At 55.4% G+C, this 18456-nt stretch carries 18 protein-coding genes; 10 read left to right on the top strand and 8 right to left on the bottom strand.

The genetic code is table 11. The features are described 5' to 3' along the window. Positions 1-209: 209 nt before the first annotated feature. The 3 genes from VSS37_RS14500 (at position 210) to VSS37_RS14490 (ending at position 3605) form a co-directional block, all read left to right on the top strand. Entirely contained in the window at positions 210-1328 is a 1119-nt protein-coding gene (locus VSS37_RS14500) for an MltA domain-containing protein (protein ID WP_324696374.1), read from the top strand. Positions 1329-1602: 274 nt separating this feature from the next. After that, the gene (locus VSS37_RS14495; RefSeq protein ID WP_324696373.1) at positions 1603-2865 is read left to right on the top strand and encodes a coiled-coil domain-containing protein; all 1263 of its coding nucleotides are present in this window, start codon (positions 1603-1605) and stop codon (positions 2863-2865) included. A gap of 221 nt (positions 2866-3086) precedes the next feature. Beyond that, a complete protein-coding gene (locus VSS37_RS14490; protein ID WP_324696372.1) occupies positions 3087-3605 on the top strand; it encodes a hypothetical protein in 519 nt (172 codons plus the stop codon). Between the two features lie 61 nt (positions 3606-3666). On the opposite strand, the gene VSS37_RS14485 is transcribed toward VSS37_RS14490, so the two are convergent. Continuing rightward, positions 3667-5481, bottom strand: coding sequence for an ABCB family ABC transporter ATP-binding protein/permease (locus tag VSS37_RS14485; protein WP_324696370.1), 1815 nt, complete (start codon positions 5479-5481; stop codon positions 3667-3669). Between the two features lie 15 nt (positions 5482-5496). Between VSS37_RS14485 and rluB the strand changes: the two genes are divergently transcribed. Next, complete coding sequence (gene rluB / locus VSS37_RS14480) at positions 5497-6405, top strand: 23S rRNA pseudouridine(2605) synthase RluB (protein ID WP_324696368.1); 909 nt, start codon at positions 5497-5499, stop codon at positions 6403-6405. On the opposite strand, the gene VSS37_RS14475 is transcribed toward rluB, so the two are convergent. After that, entirely contained in the window at positions 6397-6900 is a 504-nt protein-coding gene (locus VSS37_RS14475; RefSeq protein ID WP_324696367.1) for a PaaI family thioesterase, read from the bottom strand. The two genes, rluB and VSS37_RS14475, sit on opposite strands and share 9 nt — an antisense overlap. Then, complete coding sequence (gene gmk, locus VSS37_RS14470) at positions 6900-7520, bottom strand: guanylate kinase (protein WP_324696365.1); 621 nt, start codon at positions 7518-7520, stop codon at positions 6900-6902. The genes VSS37_RS14475 and gmk overlap by 1 nt, the downstream gene beginning before the upstream one ends. Before the next feature lie 92 nt (positions 7521-7612). Between gmk and gloB the strand changes: the two genes are divergently transcribed. After that, complete coding sequence (gloB, locus tag VSS37_RS14465) at positions 7613-8392, top strand: hydroxyacylglutathione hydrolase (RefSeq protein WP_324696363.1); 780 nt, start codon at positions 7613-7615, stop codon at positions 8390-8392. Between the two features lie 9 nt (positions 8393-8401). Here the strand turns inward: gloB and yjgA are convergent, their stop codons facing one another. Both yjgA and VSS37_RS14455 read right to left on the bottom strand, forming a co-directional pair. Further along, positions 8402-8902 (bottom strand): ribosome biogenesis factor YjgA, encoded by a 501-nt coding sequence (yjgA, locus tag VSS37_RS14460; RefSeq protein WP_324696361.1) that lies wholly within the window; start codon positions 8900-8902, stop codon positions 8402-8404. 2 nt (positions 8903-8904) lie between these two features. Then, positions 8905-9780 carry an NAD-dependent epimerase/dehydratase family protein gene (locus VSS37_RS14455; protein WP_324696360.1) on the bottom strand — a complete coding sequence of 292 codons (876 nt, stop codon included), beginning with the start codon at positions 9778-9780 and terminating at the stop codon, positions 8905-8907. Between VSS37_RS14455 and VSS37_RS14450 the strand changes: the two genes are divergently transcribed. The 3 genes from VSS37_RS14450 to VSS37_RS14440 all read left to right on the top strand — a co-directional run bounded on the left by VSS37_RS14450 (position 9779) and on the right by VSS37_RS14440 (position 11803). Further along, positions 9779-10093, top strand: a complete 315-nt coding sequence (locus tag VSS37_RS14450) for a non-heme iron oxygenase ferredoxin subunit (protein ID WP_324696359.1) — start codon at positions 9779-9781, stop codon at positions 10091-10093. The genes VSS37_RS14455 and VSS37_RS14450 overlap by 2 nt on opposite strands. A 9-nt stretch (positions 10094-10102) precedes the next feature. Then, positions 10103-10813 (top strand): DUF1287 domain-containing protein, encoded by a 711-nt coding sequence (locus tag VSS37_RS14445; protein WP_324696357.1) that lies wholly within the window; start codon positions 10103-10105, stop codon positions 10811-10813. A gap of 105 nt (positions 10814-10918) precedes the next feature. After that, positions 10919-11803, top strand: coding sequence for a hypothetical protein (locus VSS37_RS14440; RefSeq protein ID WP_324696355.1), 885 nt, complete (start codon positions 10919-10921; stop codon positions 11801-11803). A gap of 8 nt (positions 11804-11811) precedes the next feature. On the opposite strand, the gene VSS37_RS14435 is transcribed toward VSS37_RS14440, so the two are convergent. Then, complete coding sequence (locus tag VSS37_RS14435; protein ID WP_324696353.1) at positions 11812-12507, bottom strand: hypothetical protein; 696 nt, start codon at positions 12505-12507, stop codon at positions 11812-11814. Between the two features lie 265 nt (positions 12508-12772). Between VSS37_RS14435 and VSS37_RS14430 the strand changes: the two genes are divergently transcribed. Continuing rightward, a complete protein-coding gene (locus VSS37_RS14430; RefSeq protein ID WP_324696351.1) occupies positions 12773-12970 on the top strand; it encodes a hypothetical protein in 198 nt (65 codons plus the stop codon). A 114-nt stretch (positions 12971-13084) separates the two neighbouring features. Here VSS37_RS14430 and VSS37_RS14425 read toward each other — a convergent pair whose 3' ends face one another. Then, positions 13085-13594, bottom strand: coding sequence for an anti-sigma factor domain-containing protein (locus tag VSS37_RS14425; protein WP_324696349.1), 510 nt, complete (start codon positions 13592-13594; stop codon positions 13085-13087). A 149-nt stretch (positions 13595-13743) separates the two neighbouring features. On the opposite strand from VSS37_RS14425, the gene ycaO reads away from it, so the two are divergent. Beyond that, positions 13744-15468, top strand: coding sequence for a 30S ribosomal protein S12 methylthiotransferase accessory factor YcaO (gene ycaO / locus VSS37_RS14420; protein ID WP_324696348.1), 1725 nt, complete (start codon positions 13744-13746; stop codon positions 15466-15468). A gap of 128 nt (positions 15469-15596) precedes the next feature. Here the strand turns inward: ycaO and VSS37_RS14415 are convergent, their stop codons facing one another. After that, positions 15597-18338 carry an SdrD B-like domain-containing protein gene (locus VSS37_RS14415; protein WP_324696347.1) on the bottom strand — a complete coding sequence of 914 codons (2742 nt, stop codon included), beginning with the start codon at positions 18336-18338 and terminating at the stop codon, positions 15597-15599. Between the last annotated feature and the right edge of the window lie 118 nt (positions 18339-18456).

The raw sequence follows: 18456 nt of genomic DNA, 5'->3' as shown, positions 1-18456 counted from the left end.
ACCAGCATATTACATGATAAAAAAATACTATTCAACAGAGGCAAATCCGTTTATCTGATCATGCCATTCATGGGTTTTATCTTTCCATTTCCGCCTTCATAATCCTGCCGACCCCAATCAATAAACAACATAACAATACCAGAAGAAGAAGAGTGTCAATCATGTTCCAACGTCGTTTAGCGACAGCTGCAATGGTGGGCGTAGTTACCGTGTCTGCCCTCCCAGCCTTTGCCGGAGCCCCCATTTGGGAATCTTGGCCCGCCATTTTCGCCCCTGCGCCGTATACCCAGCCTTACCAGCAACCACGCATGGCTTTTGCCCCCAGCCATCAAGGCAGCTTTCAACCACAAATCCAGTTGGCTGCGTACCATTCTTCGAATATGCAGGGCAACAGCCCCATCCAACGGGGGCTATTGGGCCTCGCACAAATACTGGAGCAGAAAAACCCATGGGAATCCACACCGCTGATGGGACGCAGCATTACCCAAGGTATGCTGGCAGAGACAGTCAGCGCCTTGCTTAACTGGGACGGCCCCTTGTTGCCCGACACATTGCGCAACAACTTTGATTTGTTGCCCATCAACTCCGCCAAAGGCAGCGGCGAAGGCAACTTCACAGGCTACTTCACCCCCGAACTGAATGGCAGCCGCATCCGTACCGAGCGCTTCAGGATCCCAGTTTATAAAATGCCGCCCCGGGAACTCGCCCGGTTAAGCCATGCCGACATCGCTAACGGCGCCTTGGCAGGCCGAGGGCTGGAAATTGCGTGGGTCGACAATCCATTTGCCTTGTACATTGCCCAAGTACAAGGAGCCGCCCTAATCCACTTTCAGGACGGGGGGCAAAGCATGTTCGATTATGCAGGCAACAATGGCCATGCTTTCTCACCTGTGAGTGATTATTTGTATAAAACTGGCTACAAAACTGGCTCCATGAGTAATACTGAAATAGACAGATGGCTGCACGACCACCCTAAAAAAATGCATGAAGTATTAACCAGCAATCAACGTTACATTTTTTTCCGGGAGACCAATGAAATACCCGCAACTGCCTCCGGCAATGGCGTCATTCCCGGCCATACCATTGCGGTAGACAGCCACCACATTCCTCACGGCTCCGTATTGCTGGCGGAATTGCCACGCTTTGACGCCGATGGCAACACCATAGGCTCGGAGTGGCGTCTATTATTCGCTCAGGATCACGGTAAAAATATTCAGGGGGCTGGACGTATGGACTTATATCTGGGCATTGGCAAAACAGCGGAATCCATGGCCTACAAAATTTCGGGGGCACACCGTACCTACCTGTTAGTACGAAAAGCCAGTTGAGCAAAATGGCCATTACGTGACAATAAAGGAAAAATCGTGCAACATGAGCAGCACTTATTGCCCATATCGGCCATGACATTGGTGGGTCAGGGCATCACCCAGACCCACAGCGCTGCCGGTGAAGGGAAGCCGTACAGAAAGAAGCGGCGTGATTTCCCCTGAAAGTGGGCTGCTGCATTATAGGGCAGCGTGTAATTTCCGCAGGGAGATTGAACTGGGCGGGCAATTCTGGCATCCAACGCTATACTAGACAGAATAAGTTATTGATTTCGACATGGGGTTTTATTTTATGCTGGGTTATATTGACTGGATTATCATCCTAATTGCGTTAATGGCCGCGATAGGCGCGGTCTTGCTCTTGCTGCCCCAGACATCCAGCAAGGAAAGCCAGCAACTGCGGATTGTGCGTTTGCAGGCCGAAAATGACCGCAAACGGGTGGCCGAAGTGCTGGAAATTACCCAGCATGGCATGCAAGACGCCGAATCCTTGCTGAAAAAACTCAAGGAACAGGTTGAACACAGCAACCGGGTCTACGAAGCGGGTCAGGCGCGCGCCGAGCAAGCAGAACGTGTTATCGAGCGGGTAACCACTGCCGAAGGCGAAATCCGCGACATTTCCAGCCAATTGGGTGAACGCCTGCAACACCTGCAGGGCTATTGGGATGAGCAGCTTGGCGATTCCGTAGACAGTGTCAAACGTATCCGCAGCAAGCTGCATGAAGGCTTGACCCAGGTTGACGATAGCCTCAACCGCCTGCGTGAACAGGAAAAAATGGCCCAAGGCTTCACCCGCAAGCTGATTGAGCATCAGCATGCCCAGGCCATGAGCCAGCAGGAAAACGCCCGCCTATCAGCCGAAGTGCATAACCGCCTAGAAGAAATGCTTAAAGAGTCCAGTCACTTACTGGAACAGATGACGGCTTACCAGAAAGATGCCGACACCATCTTCCAAAAATTCAACACCGAAATGGAAGGCCTTGAATCCCAAGCCAGCGAACATTTCAACACCCTGTTCCAAAGCACCGACTTGGCGCGCCATGAACTCAACTCCGGCCTGGAAGAAAGCCGCAATCACCTGGAAACCATGCGCCGCCGCGAAGAGCAAAGCAACGACCTCAGCCGCCGCATTTCCCAGCACTTTGATCAGATCGACCATATTCGCGTCGAGCGGATCGCCAAGACGCTGGATCTTACCGAACAGATGTCCAGCGACCTGCACCGGGGCATGGAAAACGCCCGCGACCTGCTCTCATCCCTGGAATTGGCTGTCCAGAACGTCACAGCCAGCTTGGAGTCAAAGCAGCAGCCCATCCATGAAGAAGCAACACCCGCACTGCACGACGGTTCCAGCAATCTGGTCAACCTGATTCATGAGCAACAGGTTGCCTCCAATTCTGACAATGCGGCGGAAGACGAAGCGCCTGCCGCAGCACCGGAAATAGAAACCTCCAATTTGGCAGACCTTGGCAACCTGAAACCTGTCAAGGAAGAAGAACCTACGCCACATAACCTGCTAAACCTGCGGGCTTACCGCTAACCACCTGCGGAGCTTCGGCGCTCGACGCCGAAGTTCCTTCCTGCATGCCTCCCCGCCATAATCCCGCTGTTTTTAAGTCAATTTTAATTCGGGCTAGAGCACCATATGCTGCGCACAGCACATTTCGTACTGTGGCCATATCGCCCTGACACTTTGCCTATAGGCCAACAACCCCACCGAAAGGCAAAGCCCCCCTGAAATAGCGTTGAACTGGAGCATTTATGAAGCACGGCAAACAATCTGCAAACATCATTTTCGGCATGGTCTTCGCCGCCGCCCTTGGCTTGGCAGGCTGTATGGATGGCGGAGTCAAACCTAATCCGCCAGAACAGGCACCTGTCGCCAAACCCGCAACGCCTGTTGCCGTCAAGCCGGTTGTTCCCGCGCACAAACCACCCGTAAAAGCAGCCCCTGCCACACCCGCAGCTCCAGCCAAAAAAGCAGCGCCTGCCGCCAAAGAAACCGCCAAAAAAGAGCCGGTAAAAAAAGCTCCGGCCAAGAAAGCGCCCGCCAAAAAGAAAGCGCCTGCGAAAAAGGCCCACGCCAAGAAAATTCCGGTAAAAAAGGCCCCTGCGCCAAAAGCCCCGGCAGACTCCTCTGCTCAGACCACCCCTACCCCGGCTGGTGACGCCAAACAATCCGCTCCAGCTGATGATGCAAAACAAACCGCTCCAGCCGACACCACCAAACAAGAAACGCCTGCCCAAACAACAGACAAAGCGCCTGAGCAGAAGAAATAAACCTTCCGCAGCCAGTTCTACTGGCTATAAAATCCGGCGGGCGCAAGCTTGCCGGATTTTTTCAAGACTCTTCCCGCAATTGCAGCTCCCACATGTGCTGATACTGGCCACGCAACGCCAGCAATTCCGCATGAGTCCCCTGCTCCACCACCTTGCCGCGATCCATCACCAGTATCCGGTCAGCGTCAACTACCGTGGACAGCCGGTGGGCGATCATCAGGGTGGTATGCCGTCCGGCGACTTCGTGCAGGGTTTGCTGAATGGCCTGTTCGGTGGCGCTGTCCAGTGAGGAGGTGGCTTCATCGAAAACCAGGATCGGCGGCTGCTTGAGAATGGCACGGGCGATGGCGACACGCTGCTTTTCACCACCCGACAGCTTCAGGCCGCGCTCGCCCACCATCGTGTCCCAGCCGTCTGGCAAGCTGTCGATAAAGCTGCGGATGTGCGCCATCTCCGCCGCCTTTTCCAGTTCCGCCTGGGTCGCCTGCGGATTGCCGTATTGCAGGTTGTAGCGCAGGGTGTCGTTGAACAGCACCGTGTCCTGCGGCACGATGCCGATGGCCTTGCGCAAACTGGCCTGCGTCACCGTGCGGATATTTTGCCCATCGATCAGGATGCGACCGCCGCCAACATCATAGAAACGGTATAACAAGCGCGACAACGTGGATTTGCCCGCACCGCTATGCCCCACTACCGCCACTTTTGACCCGGCAGGCACAGCAAAGGAAACATTGCGTAAAATGGGGCGTTCCGGCTGATAGGCAAAATCGACCTGGTCAAAACGGATTTCCCCCTGCTTGACCTGCAATTCCGCCGCATCCGGCACATCCTGCACTTCCTGCGGCGTTTCCAGCAAATGGAACACCATGTCCATATCCGCCAGCGTGTATTTCACCTGCCGGTAGACGATGCCAAGCGTGCCCAGCGGCAGGAACAGTTGCAGCATGAACGCATTCACCATCACCAAGTCGCCGATGCCCATGCTGCCCTGAACCACTGCGTTGGCGGCAAAGAACATAATGATGGTGACGCCAATGCTGATAATCGACGCCTGCCCGAAATTCAGCAGCGACATGGAAGTCTGGCTCTTGACGGCGACATCCTCCCATTGCGCCAGCGTATTGTCGTAACGCTCCAGCTCCAGCCGTTCATTGTTGAAATACTTGACCGTTTCGTAATTGATCAGGCTGTCGACCGCCTGATTGCTGGACTGCGAATCGAGCCGGTTCATTTCGTGGCGATGATCCATACGCCACTCGGTGATTTTGATGGTGAACCAGACATACACCGCAACCGTAGCGAAGGTAATGAGCGCGAAAACCGGCGCATAGTCTTTCAACAAAATAATGGCGACCAGCGAAAACTCCACCGCAATCGGAATAATGCTGAACACCATGAAGTTCATCAGGGAGCTGACGGATGAAGTCCCCCGCTCCAAGTCGCGGCTGATCGCGCCGGTCTTGCGCTCCAGATGGAAACGCAGCGACAGGTTGTGCAGGTGCTCCAGCACCCTGACCGACAGCTTGCGCATGGCATGGTAACGCACCCGCGCAAACACCGTGTCACGCAATTCGTTGAACAAGGAACTGGACAGCCGCAATGCGCCATACCCCAGCAACAGGACGACAGGCAACACCAGCGCCTGCTGCGGTTTGCCTTGCAACAGGTCGACAATGTCCTTCAACACCACTGGCACGCCGACCGTCGCCACTTTCGACAGGATCAGGCAGGCCAGCGCAAACAACGCCCTGCCCCGGTATTCCCACAAGAAAGGCAGCATGGATTTAAGGTTATGCCAGTCGCGGCGGTCGCCAACCGGGCGTTCGGTGCGGGTGACTATCATGTTATTGGGCACGTCCTTTTTCAGTGAGGGCATGATAATATCCCATCCATGAAAGAACGCATCCAGAAACTGTTGTCCCGCGCCGGTTACGGCTCCCGCCGTGAAATCGAGCGTTGGATCTCTGCCGGAGAAATCCTCGTCAATGGCCAGCCCGCCACTCTCGGCCAACCCATCGACGAACACGACAATGTCATGTTGCGTGGGCAGCGCCTGCACCTTGGCTCACGCCTGCAAGCCACGCCGAAAGTCCTGATGTACCACAAACCAGCTGGTGAAGTCTGCACCCAGCACGACCCGGAAGGCCGCCAGACCGTGTTCGCCGCCCTGCCCAATATCCGCGCCGGACGCTGGATCATGATCGGGCGGCTCGACATCAACACCGACGGCCTGCTGCTGTTCACCACCGACGGCGAACTGGCCAACAAGCTGATGCACCCCTCCTCCGAAATCGAGCGCGAATACGCCGTGCGGGTGCTGGGCAAAGTGGAGCCGGAAATGCTGGCCCGCTTACAGGAAGGCGTGGAGTTGGAAGACGGCAAGGCCAATTTCCTACGCATCCAGGACGCTGGCGGTGAAGGCGCCAACCACTGGTACCACGTCGTGTTGGCCGAAGGCCGCAACCGCGAAGTGCGCCGCCTGTGGGAATCGCAAGGGGTGAAAGTCAGCCGCCTGATTCGCATCCGCTACGGCAATATCGAACTGCCGCGCTACCTGCGCATCGGCCATCACAAGGAATTGGAAGTCAAGGAACTGCGCAAGCTGTATGCATTGGTCGGCATGACCTTCGATGATGGTTCTGATTTCAAGTCAGCCAGACCCGCCGCACGCCAGCAGCGCCCGGGCAATCAGGAACGCAGGCAACCGCCCTCCCTCCCTGCCCGGAAAACAGGCAGTGTCTACAGGCAAGGGGCAAACAAGCCCGGCCAAGGACGCCGCCGTCCGCCTGGGTCAAGTTGACAGCCCGGCAGATGGCAAATACCCTGGCGGACGAATGGCCACCACGCACACAACCCTGGTGCATAGCCGGTTGTGGTTATCGTACAAGCCATACTCAAAACTGGGGGTGCTGCGCCCGCGTTTCGCCAGCTCTTCCCGGATTTCCGCCTCCTTTTCCGGCGGGAAATCAAACTGCAACTCCATATCGGTAGCGCCGGGACGCACAAAGTCCATACTCAGGTGCCGCGTCCATACATGGTATTTTGGGAACACTTTCGCGCAGGCCAGCGGTGCAATCGGGTCAGCCAGCGACGCCTGGAATCCGCCGAACATGCCGCCGCCCATATTGCGGGAAATCCAGGTCAGCGGCAGACGGATGCGGATATGCCGCCAGCCGTTCTCCAGCGCCAGCACCTTGATGCGCATCATCCACCACGGCGGATACAATTCCAGACGGCGGCTTTCCGGCAGGAATGTCAGCCAACGGCGCGCAAACCGGGCGAAATTGAAGCCCATCAGCCCACCAGCGCATCCAGCAAAGGCCGGTGACGCTGCTTCTGCCTCGCCAGTTTCAGCCGTTCACTGCGGAAAATGGCGGCCAGGTCATCCAGCGCAACCTCAAACCCATCATTGATCACCACGTAATCATATTCGGGGTAATGCGACATTTCATTCTGGGCGTCGCGCATCCGCCGCCGGATGGTTTCCTCGCTGTCCTGCCCACGCCCATGCAAACGTTCCTGCAAAGCGTCCACCGACGGCGGCAGAATAAAAATGCTGATCACGTTTTCCGCCCGTTCGCGCACCTGCCGCGCGCCCTGCCAATCGATTTCGAGGATCACATCCTTGCCGGACTCCAGCAGCGCATTCACGGACAATCGCGAGGTGCCGTAATAGTTATCAAACACCTGGGCGTATTCCAGAAAATTACCCTCCGCCACTTGCTGCCGGAAAGTTTCCGCATTGGTGAAATGGTAGTGCACACCATCCTGCTCCCCCGGCCGCGGCGGGCGGGTGGTATGCGAAACCGACACAGCGACCGTTGGGAAACGTTCACGCAATGCGTTCAACAAACTGGATTTGCCAGCACCGGAAGGAGCCGAAACAATATAAAGCTGACCCGTAAGCATATTCATCCAAAAATCCGCCCCAAATTGCTTGGAAAGGTTCGATTATATGAAGATGTGCACTATAGTTGAAAGGCAAAACCACGAGTGAGGTGTGATGTATGATGCAGGTAATCCCGGTTCCCGCGTTTACCGATAACTATATCTGGCTGATCAGCAATGAAGAACGCAAACACGCAGCCATTGTTGACCCCGGTGATGCTTCGCCTGTGATTGAAGAATTGCAACGCCGCAACATGCAGCCAGCCGCCATCCTGATCACCCACCATCACCGCGACCATGTGGGCGGCATTGAAAAACTGCTGCAAACCTACCCCGGCCTGCCGGTCTACGGCCCTGTCAATGAATCCATCCCGTACATCACCCAGCCTCTTGGCGAAGGCCAGAGCGTCAGCATCGAACAGCTTGGCCTCAGCTTTAGCGTAATGGAATTGCCGGGGCATACCGCCGGACATATTGTCTATTACGGCGAAGGCAGCCTGTTCTGTGGCGACACCCTGTTCGCCAACGGTTGCGGGCGGGTATTCGATGGCACGTTGCAGGATTTGTACCACTCCCTGCAACGCATCGCCGCCCTCCCATCTGACACGCTGGTGTATTGCACCCACGAATATACCGTCGACAATATCGGTTTCGCCAAATGGGTGGAGCCGGACAACCCGGCGCTAGACCAACGCCTACAGGAATGCTGGGATTTGCTTGACGCAGGTCGGCCTACCGTGCCGTTTGAACTGGGGCGTGAATTTGAAACCAACCCGTTCCTGCGCACCCACATCCCCGAAGTGATCGCCAGGGCGGAAGAAATCGCCGGACGCGAAACCCATACCCCCGAAGACGTGTTTGCCGTGCTGCGGATCTGGAAAGACACCGAGTACGATTAAATGCAACCGTTATTCGGCGCTGCTTTCCCGCAGCAACTTGAATAATTCACGGCTGCTTTTGGGGGGCTTGCCGGTTGCCTGCTCCTTATGGGCATTACGGATCAGGGTGCGCAAACGTTGCACATCCGAATCCGGATGCCCCGCCAGCCATTCCCCCAATGCGGCGTCATCCGTCAGCAAACGTTCCCGCCAATGCTCCAAACGGTGCAAACGCGCCGTCTCGACCCGATCCTTGCGCTCCCATTCGGCGAATTTGGCCTCAATGGGAGCCGTATCCTCCTGCCGCATCAACTTGCCGATGTATTGCCGTTGGCGCCGCAATGCACCATGGCTGGTGATGCGCTGCGCCAGTTCCACCGCATCCCGCAGGGTTTCCGACAAATCCAATTGGTCAAGCTGCTCCTTGCGCAGCGTAATCAACCGTTCGCCCAACGCTTGCGCCGCTTCGGCCTCCCGCTTGACCTGGCTTTTACTGATAAAATCATCATCGTATCCGTCATCAACCGCCATACTTATCCTCCCGTCATCCCCAAGCCCGCCGCCAGGGAGGGGTACTGTAACCGGATTCCCAGTTCAGTCAATAACTTGTCATTCCGTATGCGGCGCGACTCCTGCAAGTAGGACAGCATTCCAGCGCCCATCACGGCAGGCGCTTCCGCCCGGCTGACCTGCGGCGGACGCGGCAAACCGGCGTAATCCGCCACTTGATTGAAATATGCCGTCATGGAGGAAGGAGAGCCATCAACAGCATTGTAAATGGCACCCGCCGGAGCCGCCTCCATCGCCCGCTTGCACACCATCGCCAAATCGTCGGCGTGAATACGGTTGGTCCAGGGTGCCTCCTCTTCCCGCAATACCGGCTCGCTTCTCTTGAGCCGCTCCAACGGCAGGCGATCGGGAGCATAAATGCCGGGTACGCGCAGGATAACGGTTTCACCGCCGAAACGCGCCGCCCATGCCTGCACCGTCTCTTCCGCATCCACCCGGCGTCTGGCGCGGGCGGCGACCGGCTTCAACGGCTCGGATTCATCAATCCAGCGTCCGCCGCAATCGCCATAGACGCCTGTGGTGCTGATCAGCACTACCCGTTTGGGCGCGGCGTCCACCCCTTTGAGGAAACGGCGGAGACGGTCATCGGTTTCCCCCTTGGGCGGCGGCGGCATGAACCAGTACACCAACGCCTCGTCCAACGCGAAAATCGGGAAAAAACTGCCTTGATCCACATCACCCTTTCGCATCGCCAACCCTTGCTCCAGCCCTAGCCGCAGCGATTCCTCACCACGCACCCAGCCTATGGCCTTGACACCTTCGTTTTGGTATAACCGTCCCACACGGCGGCCTATGTCGCCACATCCCATAATCCAAACGTTTTGGTTAGACGTGCTCATGAATGACTCCCGACTCGATGCAGGCAGTATAAACGAAATCAAACCCGGCAAAATGAAACGTGTCGACATCGGCAACGGCAAACGCATCCTCATCTGCCACCTGGATGACGGTTTCTATGCTGTGGATGACATGTGTACGCACGAAGACGCCTCCCTTTACCTCGGCTGCCTGCATGGCGATAGGGTGCATTGCTCCCTGCATGGCGGCGAATTCAATGTCAGGACTGGCGAAGCTGTCACGGAACCGGCGGAAATCCCGTTGCAAACCTACCCGGTCAGCATTGCCAACGGACGGATCCTGGTACAAGTTTAGGCTCAGCCCATGTTACGCCGTCTGTTTTGGCTGCTCCTGATCCTGCTGTTTCTGTATTTCCTCGGGGAATGGGCTTACCGGCGTTTTATTGCGCCGCCGCCAATCCCACCCGTGGTTGTCGTCCCCAAACCGCCTGCCACCCAGCCGCAACCGCCTCCCGTCCTCAAGCCGGTTCCGCCTCCGCAGGTGGCGAAAATGCTGGATTCCGTCCAAAAGCAGGTGGAAATCACCCGCTCGTATGACCCGGCTTACGTGCGCCTCCGCTACCCGAACGGCGATGTGCCGGAAACGACCGGCGTATGCGCCGATGTGATCGTGCGCGCCTTCCGCGCCCAAGGCGTCGACCTGCAACAGACGCTGCACGAAGACATGCAGCGAAACTTCAGCCAGTACCCGAAAAAATGGAGCATGAAAGGCCCTGACGCCAATATTGACCATCGGCGCGTCTACAACCTGATGACCTTTTTCAAACGTCAAGGCAAGGAGTTGCCCGTTACCCACAATCCCACCGACTACCAACCGGGCGATGTCGTAGCCTGGGATCTGGGCAAGGGGCAAGCGCACATCGGTATCGTCACCCAATACTCCACACCTGATGGACGCCCATTAATGGCGCACAATGTTGGCTATGGGGCCAATATCGAAGACGCCCTATTCTTTTGGCCGGTCATCGGCCACTACCGCTACTTCAGCAAACCAACGCCATACAAACTGCAATAAGCCGACTAGTGTCATGCTAACGCTGTTAACGCCCCTCCTGATGGCGGGGACAAACGGTAATGGAAACATTTTATCGGCAATCCGGCTTTGGAAAAGGAAGTGGACATGAACATCGGCAAAACCGTTTTTCCCGTTATATTGAGCATTGGTTTGGGCGCATGTGGGGGAAGTACTGGAGCAAACCTGAGCACCGCCAGCGCGCCAACTTCCTCTACCTATAACATCAGCACAGGTTCTTCCAGCAGTAGCACTGGTTCTTCCAGCAGTAGCACTGGCTCTTCCGACAGTAGCACGGGCTCCAGCAGCAACTCCGGCTCCACCAACGGCACACAAAGCGCTGAAGGCTTATGGCGCGGCACAACCAGCACCAACCGGACAGTCACCAGCTTGATCACTGACAATGGCTCATACTGGACAATTTATTCAGCAGCGGGCAATAGCAGTTCAACAGCCGGTGTCATCATGGGGGGCAGCTCCTCCAGCAATGGGGCCTTTACTGCCGTTGGCAGCCGCGATTTTGATTTTGAGACCGGCGGACAGTATTTCCTCACCATGAATGGCTCCTACACAGCCAAATCCCAACTGTCAAACACACTCACCTACGATGATTCACCACAAGCGATCGTCACCCTCAGCTCCAGCTATGACGGCAACTATGACACCGCCTCCAGCCTCACTACTTTGGCAGGTTCCTACGTCGGTGCAGGCAAAACAACCTACAACTCAGACGCCAGCACGGCCTACAGCATTACCAGCACCGGCCAAATCAGCGGTTCGCGCGCCAATGGCTGCACTTTTACCGGACGGGCTACCCCCCGCCCGAATGGCAAGGCGTACAGCATCACCCTCAACTTCAACAGCAGCGCCTGCGTTAATGGGACTGTTTTCACCAGCGGCTACGCCTATTTCAACCCAACCACCAGACAGCTATACAGCGTGACGCGCAACAGTTCCAACAATGATGCGTTTGTTTTTATCGGCAGCAAATAATAAGCAGCTCAATGCACCGGCAAGCGCGAGCGCAGTTCATCCCGGTCATACCACCACTGCCCCTCCACAATGGCATCCAATACTTGGCCAAGGCGGGGCAGAAAGATTTTGGAATCAAGTAAGCCCAGCCGGTTCATCCACAGGTTCATCGTGTCCTGAGAATTAACACCGCTGTGGCGTTCAGCCACCTTGCCAAGCAGGGCAGCGGTAAGGAACATCACGCTGTCATGTTTCTCACCCTGCAAACGCAGGTCGGCAATGTAATGCGCGACCGCCGCCGCAACCGCAGCACCATCCGCTTTGGCAGGCGTCGCCTCAACCAAATGGTTGAGCATCAGGATTGTCAGCTCGGGATCAATCGGGTAAGTCACCGCCAACCAAATGCCATTACCCAGCGCGGGAACAGAGGCAGGCAAGTCGCAACGGTACAAAACATCACAGCAATGCACAGCATCTTCCCAGCATTCATGATCACGGTAAATTTCGAACGATTCACGGGTCATGCCCCAGGCCGCTTCCCGCATGCCCGCCTCATCCAGATCCAACATGATTTCGGCAATATCAAACTGCGTACTGGCACGATCCAGTGGATTGCTGGCGGGAGTAAGACGCATCAGCTGCGCCTGGCGTTGGGAAAGTTCGTTTTTTAGCAACAAGCGTGAATCATTATCTGCGGTAAATTTAACCGGAACATTATCATCCATAACCTGACTCTCTCTATTCAAAAACAGGCAAGTATCGCAAAGATAAAGAGGTGAAGTTAAGAAACCCTGTTTACTTATAGAGTGCCGCGTAGAAGGCGCCCATAATTGTCAATTTCCAGCATAACATTTTAATAAAAATCATACAGGAATTTGCTGAACTATTAAGGTAAGGTTAAAGTGAATCTCAGTAGGCTGCTAATTATCCACGAGGAGGACGGCCTACGGCAAGGATTCGCTAAAGGAATTGATTACAATGATTAATTTTATGAATAAAGAAATGCAGGCGGCAATTGATAATTTATCCGATGCCCATGTAATTATTTTTATGATTGTCTTTTATACAATAAGCATCTTGCAATTGCCGATACCGGAAATATTCAACATGCTTGGAATTGTGGTGATCTTTACACTTGGCCTTAATATTATTTTATCATCGAACAAACATTCGCCAGTTCATCGTTAATCTTTATATTGACGTATATTCATATAGCCATAAAAGATTATTCATCTTGCATCAAAGAATGGATAATTTTATGGGGCATTTAGGCAGCATCATCAATTAAGCAGCAATGCGCTTTTAAGGCTGGACCATTAGCAGCACTTGGGCATTCTCCTCATCCCCCTCTTTTTCCAACTTCAAAACAAACTTATACGGCTCCAGAACCGGGGCATCCACCTTGATTAAGGCAAACAATTCCTCACGCCCAGCCCCCCGCCGCAAGACCAAACCGGAAACGGGCTTGTCGTCGCCTCGGGCGTCATACAGCCACAAATGATAAAAAGCGCCTTTGCTGGGATTCGGCAGATCACGAATGCGTATGACCCCCTTTTGTTGTTGGCTGTTCCAGACCAAATCGCCCTGCACATCCTTGACCTGCGGATTCAGTGTCCGCAACCAGTGGCCGCTGACACTGCCAGGATCCGCCAGCAGGGTTTCACGTAACTGGCGCAAATCGGCAGGCGCAGCATCCGCCCTTACTCCGTCACATTTATTAGACAGATATAGGCCGCCTCCAACCGCCAATAGTAATAACAGGATACCGGACAACCATTTTTTCCACGCGCAGCCACTCCAGGGCATACTCATTCCTTTTTACCTATTTTTATGCAGGAGGCACAGAATTCTGCATACAGGGCACAATATCCGATTATAACGAATAATGAGACGCCCGCTTGTGCAGTGCGTTAAAATAGTCCATACCAATTTTGACGAACGACTACCAAACGGGTTCCTTCATGCAAGAACAAACTTTTATTCCCGGCAAAGATGCGGCGCTGGAAATTTCGATTGCGTCTATGCAGGAAAAGCTGCTCAACCTGGGTTTCCATATCGAAGAAGCCTCATGGCTGAACCCGGTCGCCAATGTCTGGTCGGTGCATATCCGCGACCGCGACTGCCATTTATTGTTCACCAATGGCAAAGGCGCATCGCAAAAAGCTGCATTGGCCAGCGCATTGGGAGAATTTTTCGAGCGCCTCAGCACCAATTATTTCTGGGCGGATTTTTATCTGGGCGAAACCATTGCCAATAGTAACTTCGTTCATTATCCGGAGGAAAAATGGTTCCCCCTGAATAGTGACGGCAGTTTGCCAGAGGGTTTGCTCGACGAGGACAGCCTCGCCTTTTACGACCCTGACTCCACGCTGGACGCAGCGAAACTGGTTGACCTGAACTCCGGCAACGAGGAACGCGGCATCTGTGCGCTGCCTTACGTGCGCCAGAGCGACGGCGAAACCGTGTGGTTTCCAGTCAATGTGATCGGCAACCTCTATGTCAGCAATGGCATGTCCGCTGGCAACACCAAGACCGAAGCCCGCACCCAGGCGCTATCGGAAATTTTCGAACGCCACATCAAGTTCCGCATTATCGCTGAAGGAATCTGTCTGCCGGATGTACCGGAAGAGGTCATTGCCCGTTATCCACACATTCAGGCTGGCATTGGGGAATTGCGCGCCGCCGGATTTGGCATCCTGGTGAAAGACGCATCGCTGGGCGGACAATACCCAGTCATGTGCGTCACCTTGCTCAACCCGGAAGACCAAGGCCTGTACGCCAGTTTCGGCGCACACCCACGTTTCGAGGTGGCGTTGGAGCGCTCCCTGACCGAACTGCTGCAAGGCCGGGCGCTGGATCGGCTGGCCGGTTTCTCCGAACCCAGTTTCGACCTGGAAGATGTGGCCTCGCCACAAAACCTTGAAACCCATTTCATCGACTCCAGCAGTCCGGTGCATTGGGATTTCCTGTGGGGCGAACCGGATTATGCGTTTGCCGACTGGAACTTCAGCGGCGACACCGAGGCAGAATGCCAATACCTGATGGATCGGATCCACGCCGAAGATTACGCCATTTACATCATGGATTACGAACACCTGGGCGTATACGCCTGCCGCATCATCGTGCCGGAAATGTCAGAAATCTATCAGACCGATGACCTGGAATGGGACAACAACAGCGCTGGCAACGCCGTGCGTGAAGCCATCCTGCAACTGCCGGAACTGGATGATGAGGAATGCGCCGAACTGTTCGATGCCATTGAAGACATGGGGTTGGATGAGCACCAACCCATCACCGCATTGATCGGGCTGGCCCCTGACCCCGGCACGCTGTGGGCCGATTTGCGCGTAGGCGAACTCAAAACCCTGCTGGCGCTGGTGATGCACGATGAAGACGCCATCCGCGAAGGCTGCCAATGGATGCGCCACTTTGAACAAATCAGCCCCGACCACCGCCGTGTCTACCGTTGCATCGAAACCTTGCTGGACATGGAAGACGCGGAAGGTTACGCCCCCAACCTCGAAACGCTGTACAGCGCCCCCACCCTCCAACAGGCACAGAACCTGCTGGACGGCAGCCTGCGCTTTTGGGGAATCACTGCACCGACGCTGGAGCTGAAGGGTTGCGACATGCACCAGCGCTTGCTGGCGGCCTACCGGAAAACGCACCCAACCCTGCAAGCCTGAGCTTGGCTTAACATTCAAACTGATTGGCCGTCACGGACTTTACGGCCACTGTTGGGCGCTATGACAAACCTCAAGCGCCCAACAGCAGGAACCCTCCAGCCATCGCAAAGCAAAAAGCCTTACAAGCGTCAGTCGAGTTTGGCCGTAATGTTCAGGGTTCGGCTCCCTCCATTGGGCAAAGCGCCAACATCCCATACACCAGAAGCCACATTGTAATCACCACCACTGTCATCACTGACATAAGTCACACCTGCGGGCAAGGCGTCAGTCACCTGCACCCCGGTTGCAGCATCAGGCCCGTTATTGGTGGCGACTAGGGTATACACCACATTTTCCGCCCGTTTGGCGCTGGCCTTATCCACGGTTTTCACCAATGAAATATCCGTCAACCGCTCATAACCAATATCCAGCGTATGGTTGTTTTCGCCCGCATTGCCAACCGTGAAGGCAATTTCCGCCTTACCCGCGTTATCCGCCGCATCGGAATCGCGCAAATCGGTGACCGGGTTGTTGTCCGTGACGCCATCTGCGTTTTGCGGGCTAAGTTTGCGGTTGCCGACGGCTGGTTGTGTATTGTCGACCTGCACCACACAGCTTTCGCCGCTGCCCATGAAGGTGGCGTTGCCTCCGGCGGCATTCGTGAAATAATATTGCCCGCCGTTGGCGGTGGTGGTTGTGGCGGTATCCGCCCCGCAAATCAAGTGCACTTCCACACCATCCAGGCCGGTTTCATCGCCATCTTGGATGCCATCCTTGTCCGTGTCCAACCAGATGCGGTTGCCGATCTCAATATCCGGAATGTCACCAGTAATTTCAATGTCACCCAAGCCCGCAGACTTCGCCATGGTCGAAACTTCAGAGGCGTATCCCCATTGGTCCCGCAGCATATAAGTCGCCGCATCCGTATCGTCATACAGGTTGTACCCCGAATTCCTGGCACCCGTGGTGTTGCTGAGCTTATACGTGCCACCAGAGCCCGGATAATCGGCGACAGGATCCATGCCTGTGGCAATCACTTCCCCTGAACTGGGCCATAAGGCCAAAGAGCCAAAGATGCCTTCCCCGTGGGTCTCGCGTGGATAACGGTCGCCGTTCAACTCGGCATAATCCCCGAAATAAAATTCCCGCCGCTTATTGCCAGAGTCGGTGTAACTGGTGAAAGCGCTGCCCGCGCCATTAGGCGTCCCTGGGCCTGCATGCAGGAATGCGCCATAGTCCGCCATATCCTGGGCGTATGTCCGGGAAGACGATGTCAGGTTACCCGCTTGGCCATTGGATTCCAGTTGGTAACTGCAAGTGCCTGGATTTTTGTATACCCGTAAAATGTCGCCACCCACCAAACCGGAATACTGGTTGGTATCTGACGATGACGGCGCGTAATTGTTGTAGCCCAACTGGAAACCGGCGCGATCGGCAAAAGCCAGGATCATGGAGCCATCGCTATCAAATTCAATATCCGACAGTATTGGCTGAGGGTTGGCGGCAGCCCCCCCGGCATTTTTCATAGCCAGGGAACCAAAATTATCTGTCCAGTTAAACCAGCCCTTGGGCGTACCTAGGGCATCTACATTTTGCTTGTCGTAATTCAACGGGAATTCGACCGCAATGCTGGCTCCGGAGCCATCTGACTCAGGATCAACCGCATAAACATAAGCGCGGGTGTTATTGGCCGAAGCTGTGCCACTTTCCCCTGTACAGACGACCCCGGTGTAAATTTTGCTGCGATAATATTTCAAACCAAACGGACGGGCTACGCCACTGGCGCAGCTCAACCCCAGCCATGGCGCATTGCTATAGGCTTTCACCTGAGCAGCACCTGGCACAACCGGAGCTGTTGGATTTTGTAAATCAATTCGGTAGAGCTTACGGTCATAGAGGTTGGTAACAAATAGATAACGTCCATCATCCGACAGATCCATATCCCCCAAGGAGACTTTACCCACCTGCCCGAAAGCCGCTGCATCATGGGTTAGCGTATTCGGCGCATCCCCCAGACCACGATTGCTGTTGGAACCGATGACAGCACTAAAGCCGGGGTGCGTTGCGGTATAAGTCCCACTCCCCCGAGTGGCGAAGCCCAGTGCATCCAGGTTGAAAAAGCTGGGTGTGCCGCTGGGTGGCGCATCAGGATCCAGCATGTACACCGCGCCGGAACCATCCGGCCCCATGCCTGCATGGCGGCGCAAAAAGGCGGAGACGAACAGCCGCTTGGCCTGTTTGGAATAAGCCCCGCCCCAGGTAGTCCCTACCTGTTGCTGTTTGAGCACGACGACAGGGTCTGGCGCATTGCCTGGGGAAACGACCTCCCCCGGATAGGTCGGGACACTGCCCAAACTGGCCGCCCGCCCTGAGTTTTTATACGCATAGCTATACAGCGCCGGAGCATTGCCGGAAACCGTCCCCGCTTTGGCGCTCCCCCCATACATAAAGGAGGTGAACATGGTCGGGTTGGGGGACACCACATATTCCGCCGCATTCAGCACCCCGAAATCGATGCCCGTATCCGCGCCATCCACAAACTGGACGGAAGAGCCATAGTGTTGAGCATTTGGCGCGGAAAAATCCACGGCGCTATCGGCATTACAGCCTGCCGCCGGAATTTCGAACTCAACCCGCACCGGCCCGGAAACGCCGCTGAGGGTGTAAGAGCCATCAGCGCCGGAAGTCACGGTTCCCGCCAGCGTTTCCGGCGTTCCATTGACGAATGCCCTCACCGTAATGCCGGGAACTCCCCGCTCCCCGCTGTCCCTGACGCCATTGCCGTTGCCATCCCGAAAGACTTGCCCCGACAAAGCGTAGGCGTCTAGCGGCGCAATAAGCGCCAGACAGCACCCCCACGCCAAGCCTTGCCCCCATAAAAACTGCCTCATGATCGCCCCAATTTTTTTGAAATTATCAATGGATGTTAAGTGTAAGCAACAATTAACAATCGTAATAGTAAGTATCCCCCGGCAAAGCCGGGGGCTTTAGAATATGTGAGCCGCTCAA

The organism is Candidatus Thiothrix phosphatis, assembly GCF_035668035.1.
Lineage (GTDB): Bacteria > Pseudomonadota > Gammaproteobacteria > Thiotrichales > Thiotrichaceae > Thiothrix > Thiothrix phosphatis.
Note: the sequence above shows the minus strand (reverse complement) of the source record. Positions and strands in the feature narration are given on the sequence as shown.

Excerpts from the sequence above, each read along its gene's own strand:
- VSS37_RS14495 (WP_324696373.1), top strand. The coding sequence starts at position 1,603 with ATGGGGTTTTATTTTATGCTGGGTTATATTGACTGGATTATCATCCTA.
- VSS37_RS14490 (WP_324696372.1), top strand. The coding sequence starts at position 3,087 with ATGAAGCACGGCAAACAATCTGCAAACATCATTTTCGGCATGGTCTTC.
- VSS37_RS14485 (WP_324696370.1), bottom strand. The coding sequence starts at position 5,481 with ATGCCCTCACTGAAAAAGGACGTGCCCAATAACATGATAGTCACCCGC.
- rluB (WP_324696368.1), top strand. The coding sequence starts at position 5,497 with ATGAAAGAACGCATCCAGAAACTGTTGTCCCGCGCCGGTTACGGCTCC.
- VSS37_RS14475 (WP_324696367.1), bottom strand. The coding sequence starts at position 6,900 with ATGGGCTTCAATTTCGCCCGGTTTGCGCGCCGTTGGCTGACATTCCTG.
- gmk (WP_324696365.1), bottom strand. The coding sequence starts at position 7,520 with ATGAATATGCTTACGGGTCAGCTTTATATTGTTTCGGCTCCTTCCGGT.
- gloB (WP_324696363.1), top strand. The coding sequence starts at position 7,613 with ATGATGCAGGTAATCCCGGTTCCCGCGTTTACCGATAACTATATCTGG.
- yjgA (WP_324696361.1), bottom strand. The coding sequence starts at position 8,902 with ATGGCGGTTGATGACGGATACGATGATGATTTTATCAGTAAAAGCCAG.
- VSS37_RS14450 (WP_324696359.1), top strand. The coding sequence starts at position 9,779 with ATGAATGACTCCCGACTCGATGCAGGCAGTATAAACGAAATCAAACCC.
- VSS37_RS14455 (WP_324696360.1), bottom strand. The coding sequence starts at position 9,780 with ATGAGCACGTCTAACCAAAACGTTTGGATTATGGGATGTGGCGACATA.
- VSS37_RS14445 (WP_324696357.1), top strand. The coding sequence starts at position 10,103 with ATGTTACGCCGTCTGTTTTGGCTGCTCCTGATCCTGCTGTTTCTGTAT.
- VSS37_RS14440 (WP_324696355.1), top strand. The coding sequence starts at position 10,919 with ATGAACATCGGCAAAACCGTTTTTCCCGTTATATTGAGCATTGGTTTG.
- VSS37_RS14435 (WP_324696353.1), bottom strand. The coding sequence starts at position 12,507 with ATGGATGATAATGTTCCGGTTAAATTTACCGCAGATAATGATTCACGC.
- VSS37_RS14430 (WP_324696351.1), top strand. The coding sequence starts at position 12,773 with ATGAATAAAGAAATGCAGGCGGCAATTGATAATTTATCCGATGCCCAT.
- VSS37_RS14425 (WP_324696349.1), bottom strand. The coding sequence starts at position 13,594 with ATGAGTATGCCCTGGAGTGGCTGCGCGTGGAAAAAATGGTTGTCCGGT.
- ycaO (WP_324696348.1), top strand. The coding sequence starts at position 13,744 with ATGCAAGAACAAACTTTTATTCCCGGCAAAGATGCGGCGCTGGAAATT.
- VSS37_RS14415 (WP_324696347.1), bottom strand. The coding sequence starts at position 18,338 with ATGAGGCAGTTTTTATGGGGGCAAGGCTTGGCGTGGGGGTGCTGTCTG.